General features: G+C 29.4%; 10 protein-coding genes. All 10 read left to right on the top strand.

Annotated elements, in window-relative coordinates; translation table 11 throughout:
- Positions 1 to 299: 299 nt before the first annotated feature.
- The 10 genes from ABJG40_RS12925 to ABJG40_RS12880 all read left to right on the top strand — a co-directional run bounded on the left by ABJG40_RS12925 (position 300) and on the right by ABJG40_RS12880 (position 14,389).
- Entirely contained in the window at positions 300 to 1,223 is a 924-nt protein-coding gene (locus tag ABJG40_RS12925; protein WP_348025002.1) for a T9SS type A sorting domain-containing protein, read from the top strand.
- A gap of 241 nt (positions 1,224 to 1,464) precedes the next feature.
- The gene (locus tag ABJG40_RS12920; RefSeq protein WP_348025001.1) at positions 1,465 to 3,732 is read left to right on the top strand and encodes an alginate lyase family protein; all 2,268 of its coding nucleotides are present in this window, start codon (positions 1,465 to 1,467) and stop codon (positions 3,730 to 3,732) included.
- Positions 3,733 to 3,754: 22 nt separating this feature from the next.
- Complete coding sequence (locus ABJG40_RS12915; RefSeq protein ID WP_348025000.1) at positions 3,755 to 4,129, top strand: cupin domain-containing protein; 375 nt, start codon at positions 3,755 to 3,757, stop codon at positions 4,127 to 4,129.
- A 300-nt stretch (positions 4,130 to 4,429) separates the two neighbouring features.
- Entirely contained in the window at positions 4,430 to 7,546 is a 3,117-nt protein-coding gene (locus ABJG40_RS12910) for a TonB-dependent receptor (RefSeq protein WP_348024999.1), read from the top strand.
- Between the two features lie 12 nt (positions 7,547 to 7,558).
- Positions 7,559 to 9,004: a RagB/SusD family nutrient uptake outer membrane protein gene (locus tag ABJG40_RS12905; RefSeq protein WP_348024998.1), complete on the top strand. Its 1,446-nt coding sequence runs from the start codon at positions 7,559 to 7,561 to the stop codon at positions 9,002 to 9,004.
- A 38-nt stretch (positions 9,005 to 9,042) separates the two neighbouring features.
- On the top strand, positions 9,043 to 9,960 hold the full coding sequence (locus tag ABJG40_RS12900; RefSeq protein ID WP_348024997.1) for a PKD domain-containing protein: 918 nt from the start codon (positions 9,043 to 9,045) through the stop codon (positions 9,958 to 9,960).
- A 10-nt stretch (positions 9,961 to 9,970) separates the two neighbouring features.
- Positions 9,971 to 11,143: a PKD domain-containing protein gene (locus ABJG40_RS12895; protein WP_348024996.1), complete on the top strand. Its 1,173-nt coding sequence runs from the start codon at positions 9,971 to 9,973 to the stop codon at positions 11,141 to 11,143.
- 127 nt (positions 11,144 to 11,270) lie between these two features.
- Positions 11,271 to 11,975: a FadR/GntR family transcriptional regulator gene (locus ABJG40_RS12890; protein WP_348024995.1), complete on the top strand. Its 705-nt coding sequence runs from the start codon at positions 11,271 to 11,273 to the stop codon at positions 11,973 to 11,975.
- Between the two features lie 337 nt (positions 11,976 to 12,312).
- Positions 12,313 to 13,599 (top strand): MFS transporter, encoded by a 1,287-nt coding sequence (locus ABJG40_RS12885; RefSeq protein ID WP_348024994.1) that lies wholly within the window; start codon positions 12,313 to 12,315, stop codon positions 13,597 to 13,599.
- 25 nt (positions 13,600 to 13,624) lie between these two features.
- On the top strand, positions 13,625 to 14,389 hold the full coding sequence (locus ABJG40_RS12880) for an SDR family NAD(P)-dependent oxidoreductase (protein WP_348025003.1): 765 nt from the start codon (positions 13,625 to 13,627) through the stop codon (positions 14,387 to 14,389).
- Positions 14,390 to 14,493 lie beyond the last annotated feature (104 nt).

Genomic DNA, 14,493 nt, shown 5'->3' with positions numbered 1-14,493 from the left:
GTAATTCAGGAAAAATTAAAACCCAAGAAAACTTAGTAATGAAATTAATGTATTAAATAATAAAAAACTATTCTATAAAATCCTACAAGAATTAAAAACTCTTAGTAGGATTTTTTTATAAAGTCAACTAAGTTTAATTTAAAAGTAAAAACTTAAGGATAAAGCAATTTTAAATTACTCATCTACAATTTTTTAAATATTAACAGCTAAAAATTTTGATAATTAAAATAAATTTGTATTTTTGGTAAACCAAATTGGTAAACCAATTATTCAATTAACTTTTTAAAATTTATTTAATTATGAAAAAAACATTACTTTTTATTGCTTTAATAGCAAGTGCAGGTTTATTTGCACAAACACAACCAACAGTTCAAAATGCTACCTTTGATAAAATTGCTAAATCATCTGGTTCAGATTGTACGTGTTCTGGTTGGATTAACAAAAGTTTAGCTGACCAAGGAGAGTCTTCAACTAAAAATGATAGTGATGTAGTAAAATTAGATGCTCTTGAATCTGATGGAATCTACCAAGAAATTGCTATTGAAGCAAACAGTACATATACTTTAGATTTAGAATATACTTATGCTGAAGACCCTACTACTACAACTCATTTTGAAATTGTTGTTTTAAAAGGAAGTGGTTATGTTTCAGGATATACTCCTGCATATGACATTCCAGCAGAAGCAAGTCAAGATGGATTTGGTTATGATTCAGTTGCATCAGTAGAAAACGAAAGCAACCAAATTTCTTACACTACTTATGCACCAGCAGATGGTACTTTAGACATTACACAAATATCTTTTGATACCGGTTCTGAAACTAGCATAGCAATATTTGTAAGAGCTGTTGGTCCATTTGATGACAATCTTCACAATGAAGGTACTCAAGCTGATTCTGACAAGAACAAAGGATGGATGAATGGTGATTCTGCTGTTAGAATTGACAATTTAGTATTAACAAATTTAGGAGCTACAGCATCAGTTAACGATATTTTCTCTTCAAAAATTAGCATCTACCCTAACCCAGCAAATGATTTTATTTCAGTTTCTACAAACGAAACAATAACTGGTATGGAAGTTTACAACTTAATTGGTAAGAAAGTTATTTCTTCATCAAATACAAATAACAAAACTATAAATGTTTCTAACCTTGCAAAAGGAGTTTACGTTTTAAAAGTAATGAGTGATGAACTTGTTGCATCTAGAAAAATTATTATTGAGTAGAGTTTGAATTATTCACTTAAGAAAAAAGTCCATTTTTAATTAAATGGACTTTTTTTAACTTTAATTATAAATACAAAAAAAGAAAAAAAATACCTTAAAACTGATATAAGTCAGTTTTAAAAGTTAAAACTTCTAATTTGTATGTTAATATTTTGTAAAAATATCAAATAGACATATATTTGGTACACCAAATTGGTTAACCAGTTTTAATCTCATTTTATATAACATTATAATACCTAACATGAAATTTAAAAAAAGAGTATCAAAAATCACCCTATTTTTAATATTGTTGGTTGTAACAATTTCTTGTAACACCACCTCAGTAAACACTAATAATACTGATAGTGGATCTCACCCAAAATTAATTTTAACAAAACAAGGCGTAAATAACATAAGAAAACACTTAGGTAATGTTCCTATTTTTGATAAATCTTTAGCTGAAACAAAAGCAGAAATTGATGCAGAAATAGAGTTAGGCATTCAAGTTCCAATACCAAAAGATTTATCTGGTGGTTATACACATGAACGCCATAAAAAAAACTTTGTGGTACTTCAAAAAGCAGGTGTATTATATCAAATTTTAAATGATGAAAAATATGCTAATTATGTAAAAGATATGCTTTTTGCATATGCTAAACTATACCCTACACTACCTGTACACCCTCAAACAAGATCATATGCTAGAGGAAAATTATTTTGGCAATGTTTAAACGATTCTAATTGGTTAGTATATTCTGCACAAGCATATGACTGTATTTATGATTGGTTATCTAAAGAAGAAAGAGATATTTTAGAAAACGATTTATTTATTCCTTTTGCTAAATTTATTTCTGAAGGTAATCCTCAATTTTTTAATAGAGTACACAATCATAGCACTTGGGGTAATGTTGCTGTTGGTATGATTGCCTTAGTTATGGATAATGATGAATTATTAGAAAATGCTTTAAATGGGTTAAAGACTGATAATTTAACAACAGGAATGAGAGATAATGATGGTGGTTTTATTAAAGTTGAAGGTTTAAGATTAGGTTTTTTTGGTAATCTAGATGAACCTTTTTCTCCTGATGGATATTACAATGAAGGCCCTTACTATCAACGCTATGCAATGTATCCTTTTTTAATCTTTGCAGAAGCGTTACACAATGTAAAACCAGAATTAAAAATATTTGAATACAAAGATGGAGTCTTACTTAAAGGTGTAGATGCTCTTTTAAATTTATCTGACAAAAACGGAAATTTCTTCCCTCTAAATGATGGGCAAAAAGGAATGTCTTATTATACTGCAGCACTCGTTTCTGCTGTAGATATTGCATATCATTATGGAGGTAATAATCCAGAATTGTTAAGTATTGCAAAAAAACAAGATAGAGTTGTGTTAGATGATACAGGGTTAGCAATTGCTTTAGGAATTAAAGAAGGTTTAGAAAAGCCTTTTGAAAAAAAATCAATTAATTTATCTGATGGTAAAAATGGAGATGAAGGCGGAGTTGGTATCTTAAGAAATAAAGACTTAGAATTAGTTTATAAATATGCTTCTCATGGTTCTAGTCATGGCCATTATGATAAGTTATCTTTTTCTTTATATGAAAATGGTAACGAAGTTATTCAAGATTATGGTTTAGCTCGTTTTGTTAATATAGAGCAAAAAGGTGGAGGAAATTATTTAAAAGAAAATAAAACTTGGGCAAAACAAACAATTGCACACAATACACTTTCTGTTAATGGTGAAAATCATTTTCAAGGTAAATTTGCTATAGGAAGTAAACATCATTCAGAATTATATTTTTATGATGATAAAAACCCTAATGTTCAAATTATAAGTGCCACAGAAGTAAATGCTTATCCAGGAACAGAAATGTTAAGAACCTTTGCTTTAATTAAAGATGAAGATTTTCAAAGACCGTTTACAATAGATCTTTTTAAAATTAAATCTAATAGTAAAAACCAATATGATTTACCTTATTATTATTTAGGCCACATCATGAAAACTAATTTTGATTATACAGCTTTTAATCAATTAAATGCATTAGGTAAAAAGAATGGTTATCAACATTTATGGAAAGAAGCTTCAGGAAAACCATCTGACAATAACACTGTTTTTTCTTGGAAAAATAATAATTTATTTTACACACTTACTTCAACTGCTACTAATTCTGATGAATTAATTTTAGGTAGAATTGGTGCGCATGACCCAAATTATAATTTAAGAAAAGACCCTACATTAATTATTAGAAGAAAAAACACTCAAAATACAACTTTTGCATCTGTGATAGAATCACATGGAAGTTACAATCCTGTTACAGAACTTGCTTTAAATGCTTATTCTAGTATTTCAGATTTAAAAATTGTTATAGATACAGATAATTATACTGCTGTATCAATTACAACAACAAAAGGCACAAGTAAAATTTTAATTATCTCTAATAAAGATAATTCTAAAGATAAGAACCATACACTTAAAATTAACAACAAGAACTATACTTGGGTAGGTTCTTATTACTATAATTAAATTAATCTTAAAACAAATAAAAATGAATAGATTTAGCGAAAAATACGTAATCGCAAAAGACTTAGAATGGGAAGAACTTGGTGGAGGAGTATCAAGAAAATTCTTAGGTTATGATAACCAAATTATGATGGTAAGTGTAAAATTTGAAAAAGGAGCATTAGGTTCGCCTCATCAACATTTTCATACACAAGCTACTTACTGTGTTTCTGGAAAATTTGAATTTGAAATTGACGGAGTAAAACAAATTGTAGAAGCTGGAGATGGTGTATATATTGAACCTAACTTATTACATAGTGCAGTTTGTTTAGAAGAAGGTCAATTAATTGACACATTTAGCCCAGTTAGAGAAGATTTCTTAACTGGTGATGGACCATCTTATTTTGGAGATAAAGCCTAATAATAATTTTTATATAATTTCGAAGATAAAACACAAATTCCATCTAACATACAACAATAAACCTATTGTTTACTATAACAGATGCTGTAATTTTTCTCTTTGGATTTATATGATAAGGTTTTATGAAACAATTAACAAAATTTTTTTTATACCTAAAATATATATATATTTGGTAAACCAAACTGGTTAACCAGTTTTATTATATAATAGTGTTTTTTAGAAGTTAATTTACCTTCAATTTTTATAGGAAACACTACTAAATAAATATTTAAATAGTAAAACAATTCAAAACAATTAACAATGAACTTAAAAATTAAGTTATTATTTATTGCAATACTTCTTTTAAGTGCTACTAATTATGCACAAGAAGTTGTTACAGTAAAAGGAAATGTTACATCTATAACTGATGGAGAACCTATATTAGGTGCCAACATCATGGTTGTAGGTACAACAAGAGGAACAAGTACTGATTTTGATGGTAATTATAAACTTAAAGTTAAATCTGGAGACGTGCTTCAGTTTTCTTATTTAGGTTTTAAAACCAAAAAAATAACCTTTACAAATCAAAAAACAATTAACGTAGGCTTAGAAGAAGATTCTAATGTTTTAGATGAAATTGTAGTTGTTGGTTATGGAACACAGAAAAAATCTCATTTAACTGGTGCAATTTCTAAAGTAGTAAATGAATCTTTAGATGAAGTAGCCGTGGCAAGAGTAGATGACGCTTTAATTGGTCAAGTTTCTGGTGTTAATATTCAGGCAACTGATGGTGAAGCAGGAGCTGCTCCAACAATTACAATTAGAGGTACAGGTTCTATGGCAGGTGATTCAACTCCATTAATAGTTGTAGATGGTGTTATTGTTGATTCAGACTTTTTAGGATCTTTAAATATGAATGATGTTGAATCATTTGAAGTTTTAAAAGATGCTGCATCATCATCAATCTTTGGTTCTAAAGGATCTAATGGTATTATCATGATCACAATGAAATCTGGTATTGAAGGTAAAACAAGAATTAATTATTCTACTTATACAGGTGTTAAAACTGGTAGAAAAAGTGATGCTTATGGTCAAACAGTTGCTAGTTGGGCTAAAAAACAACAAGATTTAGGGCTTGAATTATCAGATTATACTAAATTCGGATTATCTACAGGTACAGATCGTAGTTGGCAAGATGTATTTATTGAAAGTGGTGTTATTACAAATCATTCACTTTCTATTAGAGGTGGAAATAATAGTATTAAATATGCAACTAGTTTAAATTACGCTAATGATGAAGGTGTTTTATTATTAGATAATTATGAGAAATTTGGAGGTAGAGCAAAAATAGATTTTAAAATCAGTAAAAAACTTTCTGCCGGGATTAACTTTTCTCCTAGTTTCACTATCAGAAACAGATTTTCTGAAAACATTCACAATGTTGCTAGACATATGCCTTGGTTGCCTATTTATCATACAGAGCAAACCCTTAATTTTATTGACCCTAATGGATCTTATGCAGATGTAAAAGTAGGAGATTATGCGCAAATGCGTCATTTTGAATTTACAGATCTTGATGGTGATGGAGTTTACTCTGAAGAACTTACTAGTAATTTAGGAAACTCAAGTAATCAAAATCCTTATGCAAGAGTAGTTGAAAGAGAAAGAACAGATAATAAATTTAAATTATTTAGTAATGTTTATGGGAAATACAAAATTATGGATGGCTTACAATTTAAGTCTTCATTATCAGTTTCTATGCAAGATACTCAACGTAAAGATTATTTAGGAACTTTAGCTCGTAGAGAAACTTCTGATGCATATATTGATGAAATTACTCAAAGAGATCAGTATTTTATTTTAGATAACTTCTTAAATTACAATAAAGAATTTGGTAAACATGATGTTAGTGTTACCTTAGGTAATTCTGTAGAAAAAAGAAACTATTTTTATTCTTCAATAAGAGGTTTAGGAATTGTAAATGATAAAATACAACAATTGTCAAATGCACCTATTGCATCAAATGCACAAGGATTTGAGTGGTCAAAAAGAAGTCTTTCATTTGTATCAAGATTTAATTACGCATACGATGATAAGTACTTGCTAAGTATGAGTCTAAGAAGAGATGGTAGTTCTATATTTGGATCTAATTACAAATATGGTAACTTCCCTGCAGTATCTATAGGTTGGAATATTGATAAAGAAGACTTCTTAGAAGATATAGATGTAATCTCTAAATTAAAATTTAGAGCTAGTTATGGTGTAACAGGTAATGACAGGTTAAATACTGGAAGTGTTGATGCAGATGCACAAGGAAGTACTTCTCAGTTAAGTACAGGTAATATTTTAGTTGATTACTACCCAAGTTTAGATTTAATATCTAATGTAAGTTATGTTGAAGAAGGAACTATTACTTCTGGTTATTCTCCTGTAAATATTGGTAATCCTGAATTAAAATGGGAAAGATTAATTGAAATAAATCCTGGTATTGATTTTGGCTTATTTTATAATAGAATTTCAGGTTCAGTAGATTGGTATCAAAGAACAAGTGATCAGTTGCTATTAAACAACCCAATTTCTTCTACTTCTGGATTTTCTAATTCTTTAAGCAATATTGGTAAAGTAAAAAATCAAGGTTGGGAGTTTGAGTTAAGAACTAAGAATATTATTTCAGAAAACTTTAAATGGAACTCTACTTTCTTACTTACTACAAACGAGAATACTTTAGTTGATTTTGCAGATTCAAATGGGCAAATTACTACTATAGATAATAAAAGACCTACAGAATGGATTAATACAGTTGGACAACCTATTTCTTCTTTTTATGGTTATGTAGTAGATAAAGAAGTCCCTTTAGAAGAATTTAGCTCTAGTAATTTTTATAGACATGTAGGTCAAGAAACAGGTGTAGTTTATGTTAAAGATTTAAATGGAGATGGAGTTTTAGATGAAGAAGATAAAACAGAATTAGGAAATCCTTATCCTCAAATCGTTTGGAGTTTCTCTAACGAGTTTAATTATGGTAACATCAACTTTTCATTTATGTTCCAAGGAAGTCATGGTGCAGAAGTAAGAAACATTGCAGACCAGTATATGTTTAATCATACTGCTTTTGATCAAGTAAAAAATACAGTAGATAGTGAATTTATTGTAGAAAAAATTTACACAAATAGTATTATACAAGATGCATCTTATATTGCTTTAAGAAATGTTAACCTAGGGTATAACCTACCAGAAAGTGTTATTGCAAAATTAAAAGGAATTACTAATTTAAAGATTTATGCAACAGGTCAAAACTTATTATACCTAACAGCAGATGATTACACAGGATGGAATCCTGAAGCTTTAGATAAAACAAGTCCTACTCAATATGGTTACCAAAGAGGAGGTTCTCCAATTTATAGTACACTTTCTATAGGTGTTAATATTGATTTTTAAAACAACAAAATAATGAAATATTCAAAATATATAATAATCGGATTTTTAAGTTTTATACTTTATTCATGTTCAGATTTTCTAGATCCAGACCCTGATTCAGCAATAAAAACAGAAGATTTTTACAAAACAACTGAAGAATTAGAACTAGGTTTAATTGCAATATATGATGCAATTCAAGGTGTAAACTCTACACAATTAAATGATAATAGAGGTGTACAAGTAGAGTTTTATGTAACTGAAATGTTATCAGACAACGCTAATACTAGATCTCCAGATGCAGATGATTCTGCAGATGCAGGTCAATTTGAAAACTTTTCAGTAGAAGCTAACAATGGTATATCAGCCAATTATTACTCAAGTATGTTTAGAGTAATATATTTATCTAATGTAGTTTTAGATGCGTTAAAAACCCTTGAAAATGAAGCTTCATTTACTAAAATTGAAGCAGAAGCAAGATTTTTAAGAGCTTATGCATATTTTAATTTAATACGTATGTATGGTGAAGATATTGAAAATCTTGGGCTACCCTTAGTAGACCATGTATTATCAGATGATGAAAAAGCAATTCAATTCACAAGAGTTTCAGAAAATAAAATATATAATTTAATCATAGAAGATTTTTTAATTGCAACTCAAGGATTAGATGACACCTATAAATCTAGAGCTTCTAAAAGTGCTGCACATACTTTTTTAGCATTGGTTTATATGACTATAGATAATCCCGATTATTCAGAAGCTCTAGTTCATCTAGATCAAGTTTCTACTAATTATGCATTATTAGATAACTATAAAGATATTTTTGATCCAGCAAATGAATTAAATGATGAAATTATTTTTGCAATAGGTTTTGCAAATGATGCAGCAAATGATAGCCAGAATTATTCAGCAGAATTTGCTGCAACAGGTAACTCAAGTGGATTAAATTATTTAACTACTGATTTACATGCAAAATTATTAAATTTTGGAGGTTCAAACCGTGCACTTTTCAATATTGATGATGATGACACTGAGGACAAGTATCAAACAGCAAAACATACTACAAATAGTTCTGATGATGAACAAGCAGGTAAAGATTTTATTGTATTAAGATATGCAGATGTAGTTATGTTATATGCAGAAGCAAATCTAGGAACATCAAATCAGGTTAGTTTAGGCGGAACTTGGGGAGATAATTATAACAAAATTAGAACTAGAGCAGGTTTAACTGCTGTAACAAGTGTTACAAAAGAAGAGTTAATTGCTGAAAGAAGATATGAATTCTTCTCGGAAAACAAAAGAATGTTTGATTTAAAACGTTTTGGTGTTGCTACTGAAGTTTTATCTGCTTTTGCAGAAGCAAGTGGATATAATTTTAATTCTTTTGAAGTAACTTTACCAATACCGCTAAGAGAAATTAATCTAAGTCCTCTTACAACTAATGGAGAACCAGCTTTAATTCAAAATATTAATTGGAGATAGAAACTTTTCTGTTTTTATTTTAACTAAATTAAAAAAAAATGAAAAATATTAATAATAAAAAAATAGAGATTATAAACATCTTACCAAAGATTGTTTTATCATTAATGCTAGTATTATTAATCTCATGTGATGTCTCTTATGAATTAGCAGAAGCTAATTCTAAAGAAGATTTAAAACCACCAACAGCTTTTTTTGGTGCTGTTGTAGGACAAGATGATGAATGGAATAAAGTAAATTTTGCAAATGAATCAATAAGTGCTAGTGGTTATGTTTGGGATTTTGGTGATGGTACAGAAACTTCAACTGAGTTTGAACCTAAAGAACATTCTTATCCACCAGTTAGTGCTAGTTATCAAGTAACTCTTGAGGTGTCAGATTCTAACGGACTTACTGATGTATATACTAAAAGTGTTACAATTTTAGACAATGGTACACCATTAGGTGATCTTAATCAATTCTATGATTTAATAAACACTGGTGATGCTGGTGAACCTGTAACAATACATAGCTTTTCTTCTTTTCAAGAATCAAAAGATGCATTTCCATCAAATACTTTAGATAAAAATGGAGGAACACTTTGGACTGCAGAAGATCAAGATGTACCAGCAGGCGATTATAAATCAGATGGTGAATATGTAATTTACGATTTATCTTCAGAATATGATTTAAGAGTCATTCAATTTACAACTAATGTAAAATCAGACCCTTATGGATATCAAATATGGACTTCTACTGGAGGTACAACAGATGCAGATTTTACTAAAGTAATTCCTGAATCAGGTGATATAATGCTTTCGCAAATAGCTTCTTCTGAATTTCAAGTAAAAATATTTAATGTTCCTGTAAAAGCTAGATATGTTAAATTAGTTGGTTTTGGAAGGTTTAATGAAACAGGTGACACACGTACAAGTCAATGGATGAGTTTTTCTCAAATTGAATTTTTTAAAGATAAATAATATATAAATTATGAAATTAAGAACAATAAAAAGCTTATATAAAAAAGGAATTACTAAAGTTCTTTTTTTGCTAACGTTATCGGTACTAGTCTCATGTACTGACAGCACTGATAATACTGAAGAAATAATTGATATAACACCATCAGCAATAGCAGCATTTTCAGAGACTGTTGATGTGAATGATTTTAGAATATATAGTTTTACAGATAGATCAACAAATGCTTCAACCTATGCATGGGATTTTGGTGATGGAAATGTTTCTAACGAAGCAGAGCCTACAAATACATTTTCACAAGCAGGTAAATACACAGTATCCTTAACAGTCTCTAATGGTTCATCAGATCCTGATACTGTTGAAAAAACTATTGAAGTTATTAACCCTAATGCTCCAGTTGTAGATTTTTCTTTTGCTGTAGATAGTAAAGATTGGTTAACTTACACTTTTACAAATGCATCTACAAACGCAGTTAGTTATGTTTGGGATTTTGGAGATAATACAACTTCTACAGATACTGAACCTACAAAAACATATTCTGCTGAAGGTGATTATATAGTTACACTTACTGCAACAAGTAGTTTTGGAGATTCGACAACATTAGAACAAACAGTTAGTGTTGTTGACCCAGCTATTGTAGCTAGTTTTGAAGCCGTTATTTTAAATGGTTCTATTGATGAATTTACTGGAGACAAAAATGATAATAATGATGCATGGGAGTTAGATCCACCTAATACATTAAAAGACGGATCAACAAGTCCTTATACTTGGGATAATCAGTCACTTGAAGAATCAGGAAGTTCTAAGTTTAAGGCTGCAGGAATCACAACAACTGAAAATACGGGTGTTTATGCATTAAAATTCGACTCAAACATTCGTAGAGCATATCAACCTTTTAAAGTAGAAGCTGGAGTAGAATATACTATTTCTATGTTTGTTAGAACAGAAACTACAGATGACTTTACTATTTATATGCTTAACAATGAAGTTGCCGATGAAAATGATTTATCAGGAAACAGCGATACCGTATTTGTTGTATCAGGTAATAACAATACATATCAAGAATACACATTTACATACACTGCTACTTCTTCTACTTCTGTTTTTTATGCAGTACCTTTTAATGATATCAACTCTGATAGTGAAGTATATCTAGATGATATTTCAATAAAAACATCTGGTTTTTAGATAATATTTTTAAACAAATACACACATTATTTCTAATGCTTTTTAATAATGTGTGTATTTTATTAATTATTAACTATTTAAAATAAATTATCTTAGCCAACTTAAATTAACTAAAACTAACCTAAACATGAAATTAGAGATCCTAACTAAATCCGAAAATTCTGATGTTCAAAAAGAAATCATCTCTAAAATAAGAGACTTAATAATCTTAAAAAACTTAGAAACCGGAGACAAACTACCCTCAGAAAGAATGTTATCTGAAAAGTTTGAAGTATCTAGGAGTAATGTTAGAGAAGCAATACAAAAGTTAGAATTTTATGGCATTTTAAAATCTATCCCACAAAGTGGAACATTCGTTGCAAATATAGGTGCAACTGCAATGAATGGTATGATTGAAGATATTTTAAGATTGCAAGAACCTGAATTTAAATCGCTTGTTGAAACTAGAATTTTATTAGAATTAAAAACAGCAAGATTAGCTGCTTTAAGAAGAACTGAAGACGACTTAATTAAACTAGAAGAAGCGCTTCAAGCTTATAAAGAAAAAGTAGACAATAAAGAAGACGCAATTCAAGAAGATTTATTATTTCATTTAGCTATTGCAAAAGCAAGTGGTAATAGCACTATGAATACTTTCATGTTAATCATCACTCCAGAAATTATAACTAATTTTCAAAAACACCACGTTTGTGATGCAGGGTTATCTCAAAGAGGAATTATTGATCATCAAGCAATATTTGATGCAATAAAAAATAAAAAGCCTCAATTGGCAAAACAAAAAATGAAAGATCATTTTAAAGAACTATACAACTACTGCTACAACATAGAATAAATGACACTTAAAAAGCTTCTATAGTATTTTTTTTACTTTTTTACAAAAACAAAATTCTATACAGAATTCAAATTATTTATTGCTAATTATCTTTAATTCATAATAAATACACCATAAAATTAACACTTATTTTAATTAGTACCTCACCTAATAACAGGTATTTATAATTAATCAACAATCTACCTATTTATTTAAGAAAAAAACATATCTTTGGTAAACCAATTTGGTAAACCAATTTATTTTTAAATTTGATATAATACTATTATTTCATGTATTAAAAATATGTTCTTAAAATTAAAAATTAACATTAACTATTAAACATCTAAAACCGAATAAAATGAAAGTAAAAGGATTAAGATGGTTTATAATTGGGCTGATATTTTTAGCCACAGTAATAAACTATATTGACAGAAGTGCATTAGCCATTATGTGGGGTAATGAAAATGTAGAAGGTTCAATTGCGCAATCGTTAGAATTAACAAAAGACCATTATAGTTACATTTTAAATATATTTATGGTAGCCTATGCATTAGGTCAACTTTTCTCTGGAAAACTATTTGATAAAGTAGGTACTAGACTTGGTTATGTAATAAGTATTGGTGTTTGGGGATTATCTTCTTTCCTTCATTCAACAATTAGAGGATTCTTCTCTTTAGCATTTTTTAGAACTACTTTAGGTTTATCTGAAGCTGGTAACTGGCCAGGTGGTGTAAAAAGTAATGCTGAATGGTTTCCTATTAAAGAACGTGCAATTGCTCAAGGATTATTTAATGCAGGAGCTTCAATTGGTTCTGTAATTGCACCTCCATTTATTGCAGCTTTATTTGTTGCTTTTGGTTGGAGAACTACTTTTATGGTAGTAGGTTCATTTGGAATCTTGTGGATCATTCCTTGGTTATTAATAAATAAAGCAGGACCAAAAAAACACCCTTGGATTACTGCTGAAGAACAAAAATATATTCTTGAAGGTCAAAGTTTAGCAGATCAAAATGCTACTGAAGATACTAAAGGTAAAACTTTAAAAGAAATTCTTTCTCATAAAGAATCTTGGTCTGTAGTTATAGGTCGTTTTTTCTTAGAACCAATATGGTGGTTATTTGTAGGTTGGATGCCAATATACTTATTTGATGTATATGGATTTAATGTAAAAGAAGTAGGTATGTTTGCTTGGGTTCCTTATGTAGGTGCTGCAATTGGTAGTGTTGCTGGAGGATATGTTTCTGGTAAAATTATTGCAAAAACAAACTCTATAGATAAAGGTAGAAAAACAACAATATTAATTGGAGGTATCATTATGTTGGCAGGTCTTATTGCTACTGTATTATTTGCAGATTCTGCAGAAGTATTTGTTGCAGTAGTATTTTTCGTACTATTTGGTTTCCAATTTGCAATTAGTAATGTACAAACAATGCCAAGTGACTTTTTCAGTGGAAAATCTGTTGGTTCATTAGCAGGTCTTGCTGGTATGGTAGGTGTGTTCTCTGTAATTATTATGAACTTTATCATTCCAATAGTTGCAAAAGTATCTTATACACCAATATTTATTACAATAGCAATTTTTGTTCCATTAGGTGTTGGAGCAATCTATTACTTTGCAAAAGATATAAAATCTGTTGAAGATTAATAACAAAAAATAAAAACAAAAATAAATAAACAAAATGAGTAAAAAAGTAGCTGTTATTACAGGTGCTACTGGTGGAATTGGATTTCAAGTAGCAAAAAGATTAGGGCAAGATGGATATACTGTAGTTTTAAACGGTATTGAAGATGAACAAGGAGCTAAAAGAGTTGAAGAATTAACTGCTGAAGGAATTGAAGCAGAATACATTGGGTTTGACGTTACTAGTGATGACGCTGTAACTAAAAACATTACTGCTATTGGTGAAAAATATGGTCAGATAGACGTATTAGTAAACAATGCAGGTGGATTAGGTGGTAGATCTCGTTTTGAAGAAATGACAACTGAATTTTACAGATTTGTGATGGCTTTAAACCTTGATTCTGTATTTTTTGCTTCTAGAGCTGCAATTCCTTTTCTTAAGAAAAGTGACTATCCTTCAATAATTAACTATACTTCTAACGCAGGTTGGAATGCAGGTGGACCTGGAGCTGGTATATATGGTACTTCTAAAGCAGGAGTTCATGCAATTACAAGAGCATTAGCAAAAGATTTAGCAGAATATGGAATTAGAGTAAACGCAGTATCACCTGGTACTATTGATACTCCTTTTCACGCTCAAATTAAATCTACTAAGCCAGAAGTATTTGCTTCTTGGGCAAACAGCATTATGTTAGGTAGATTAGGACAACCTGAAGATGTAGCAGGTGTTGTTTCTTTCTTAGCTGGTAAAGATTCTGCCTTCTTAACTGCTGAAACTATTCAAGTTGGTGGTGGACAAGCATTAGGTATCTAAGCAAGTTTTAGTACATAACCAAAAACCTCTTTGCACTAAGTACAAAGAGGTTTTTTTATATAATACAATTACGTATTAATAAACAACTGTAAATCAATTATTTT

It is taken from the genome of Polaribacter sp. (genome assembly GCF_039939415.1).
Taxonomy (GTDB): Bacteria; Bacteroidota; Bacteroidia; order Flavobacteriales; family Flavobacteriaceae; genus Polaribacter.
Note: the sequence above shows the minus strand (reverse complement) of the source record. Positions and strands in the feature narration are given on the sequence as shown.

What these genes read in the sequence shown, in the direction of transcription:
- ABJG40_RS12920 (WP_348025001.1), top strand. Translation starts at nt 1,465, where the DNA reads ATGAAATTTAAAAAAAGAGTATCAAAAATCACCCTATTTTTAATATTG.
- ABJG40_RS12905 (WP_348024998.1), top strand. Translation starts at nt 7,559, where the DNA reads ATGAAATATTCAAAATATATAATAATCGGATTTTTAAGTTTTATACTT.
- ABJG40_RS12900 (WP_348024997.1), top strand. Translation starts at nt 9,043, where the DNA reads ATGAAAAATATTAATAATAAAAAAATAGAGATTATAAACATCTTACCA.
- ABJG40_RS12915 (WP_348025000.1), top strand. Translation starts at nt 3,755, where the DNA reads ATGAATAGATTTAGCGAAAAATACGTAATCGCAAAAGACTTAGAATGG.
- ABJG40_RS12885 (WP_348024994.1), top strand. Translation starts at nt 12,313, where the DNA reads ATGAAAGTAAAAGGATTAAGATGGTTTATAATTGGGCTGATATTTTTA.
- ABJG40_RS12910 (WP_348024999.1), top strand. Translation starts at nt 4,430, where the DNA reads ATGAACTTAAAAATTAAGTTATTATTTATTGCAATACTTCTTTTAAGT.
- ABJG40_RS12925 (WP_348025002.1), top strand. Translation starts at nt 300, where the DNA reads ATGAAAAAAACATTACTTTTTATTGCTTTAATAGCAAGTGCAGGTTTA.
- ABJG40_RS12895 (WP_348024996.1), top strand. Translation starts at nt 9,971, where the DNA reads ATGAAATTAAGAACAATAAAAAGCTTATATAAAAAAGGAATTACTAAA.
- ABJG40_RS12890 (WP_348024995.1), top strand. Translation starts at nt 11,271, where the DNA reads ATGAAATTAGAGATCCTAACTAAATCCGAAAATTCTGATGTTCAAAAA.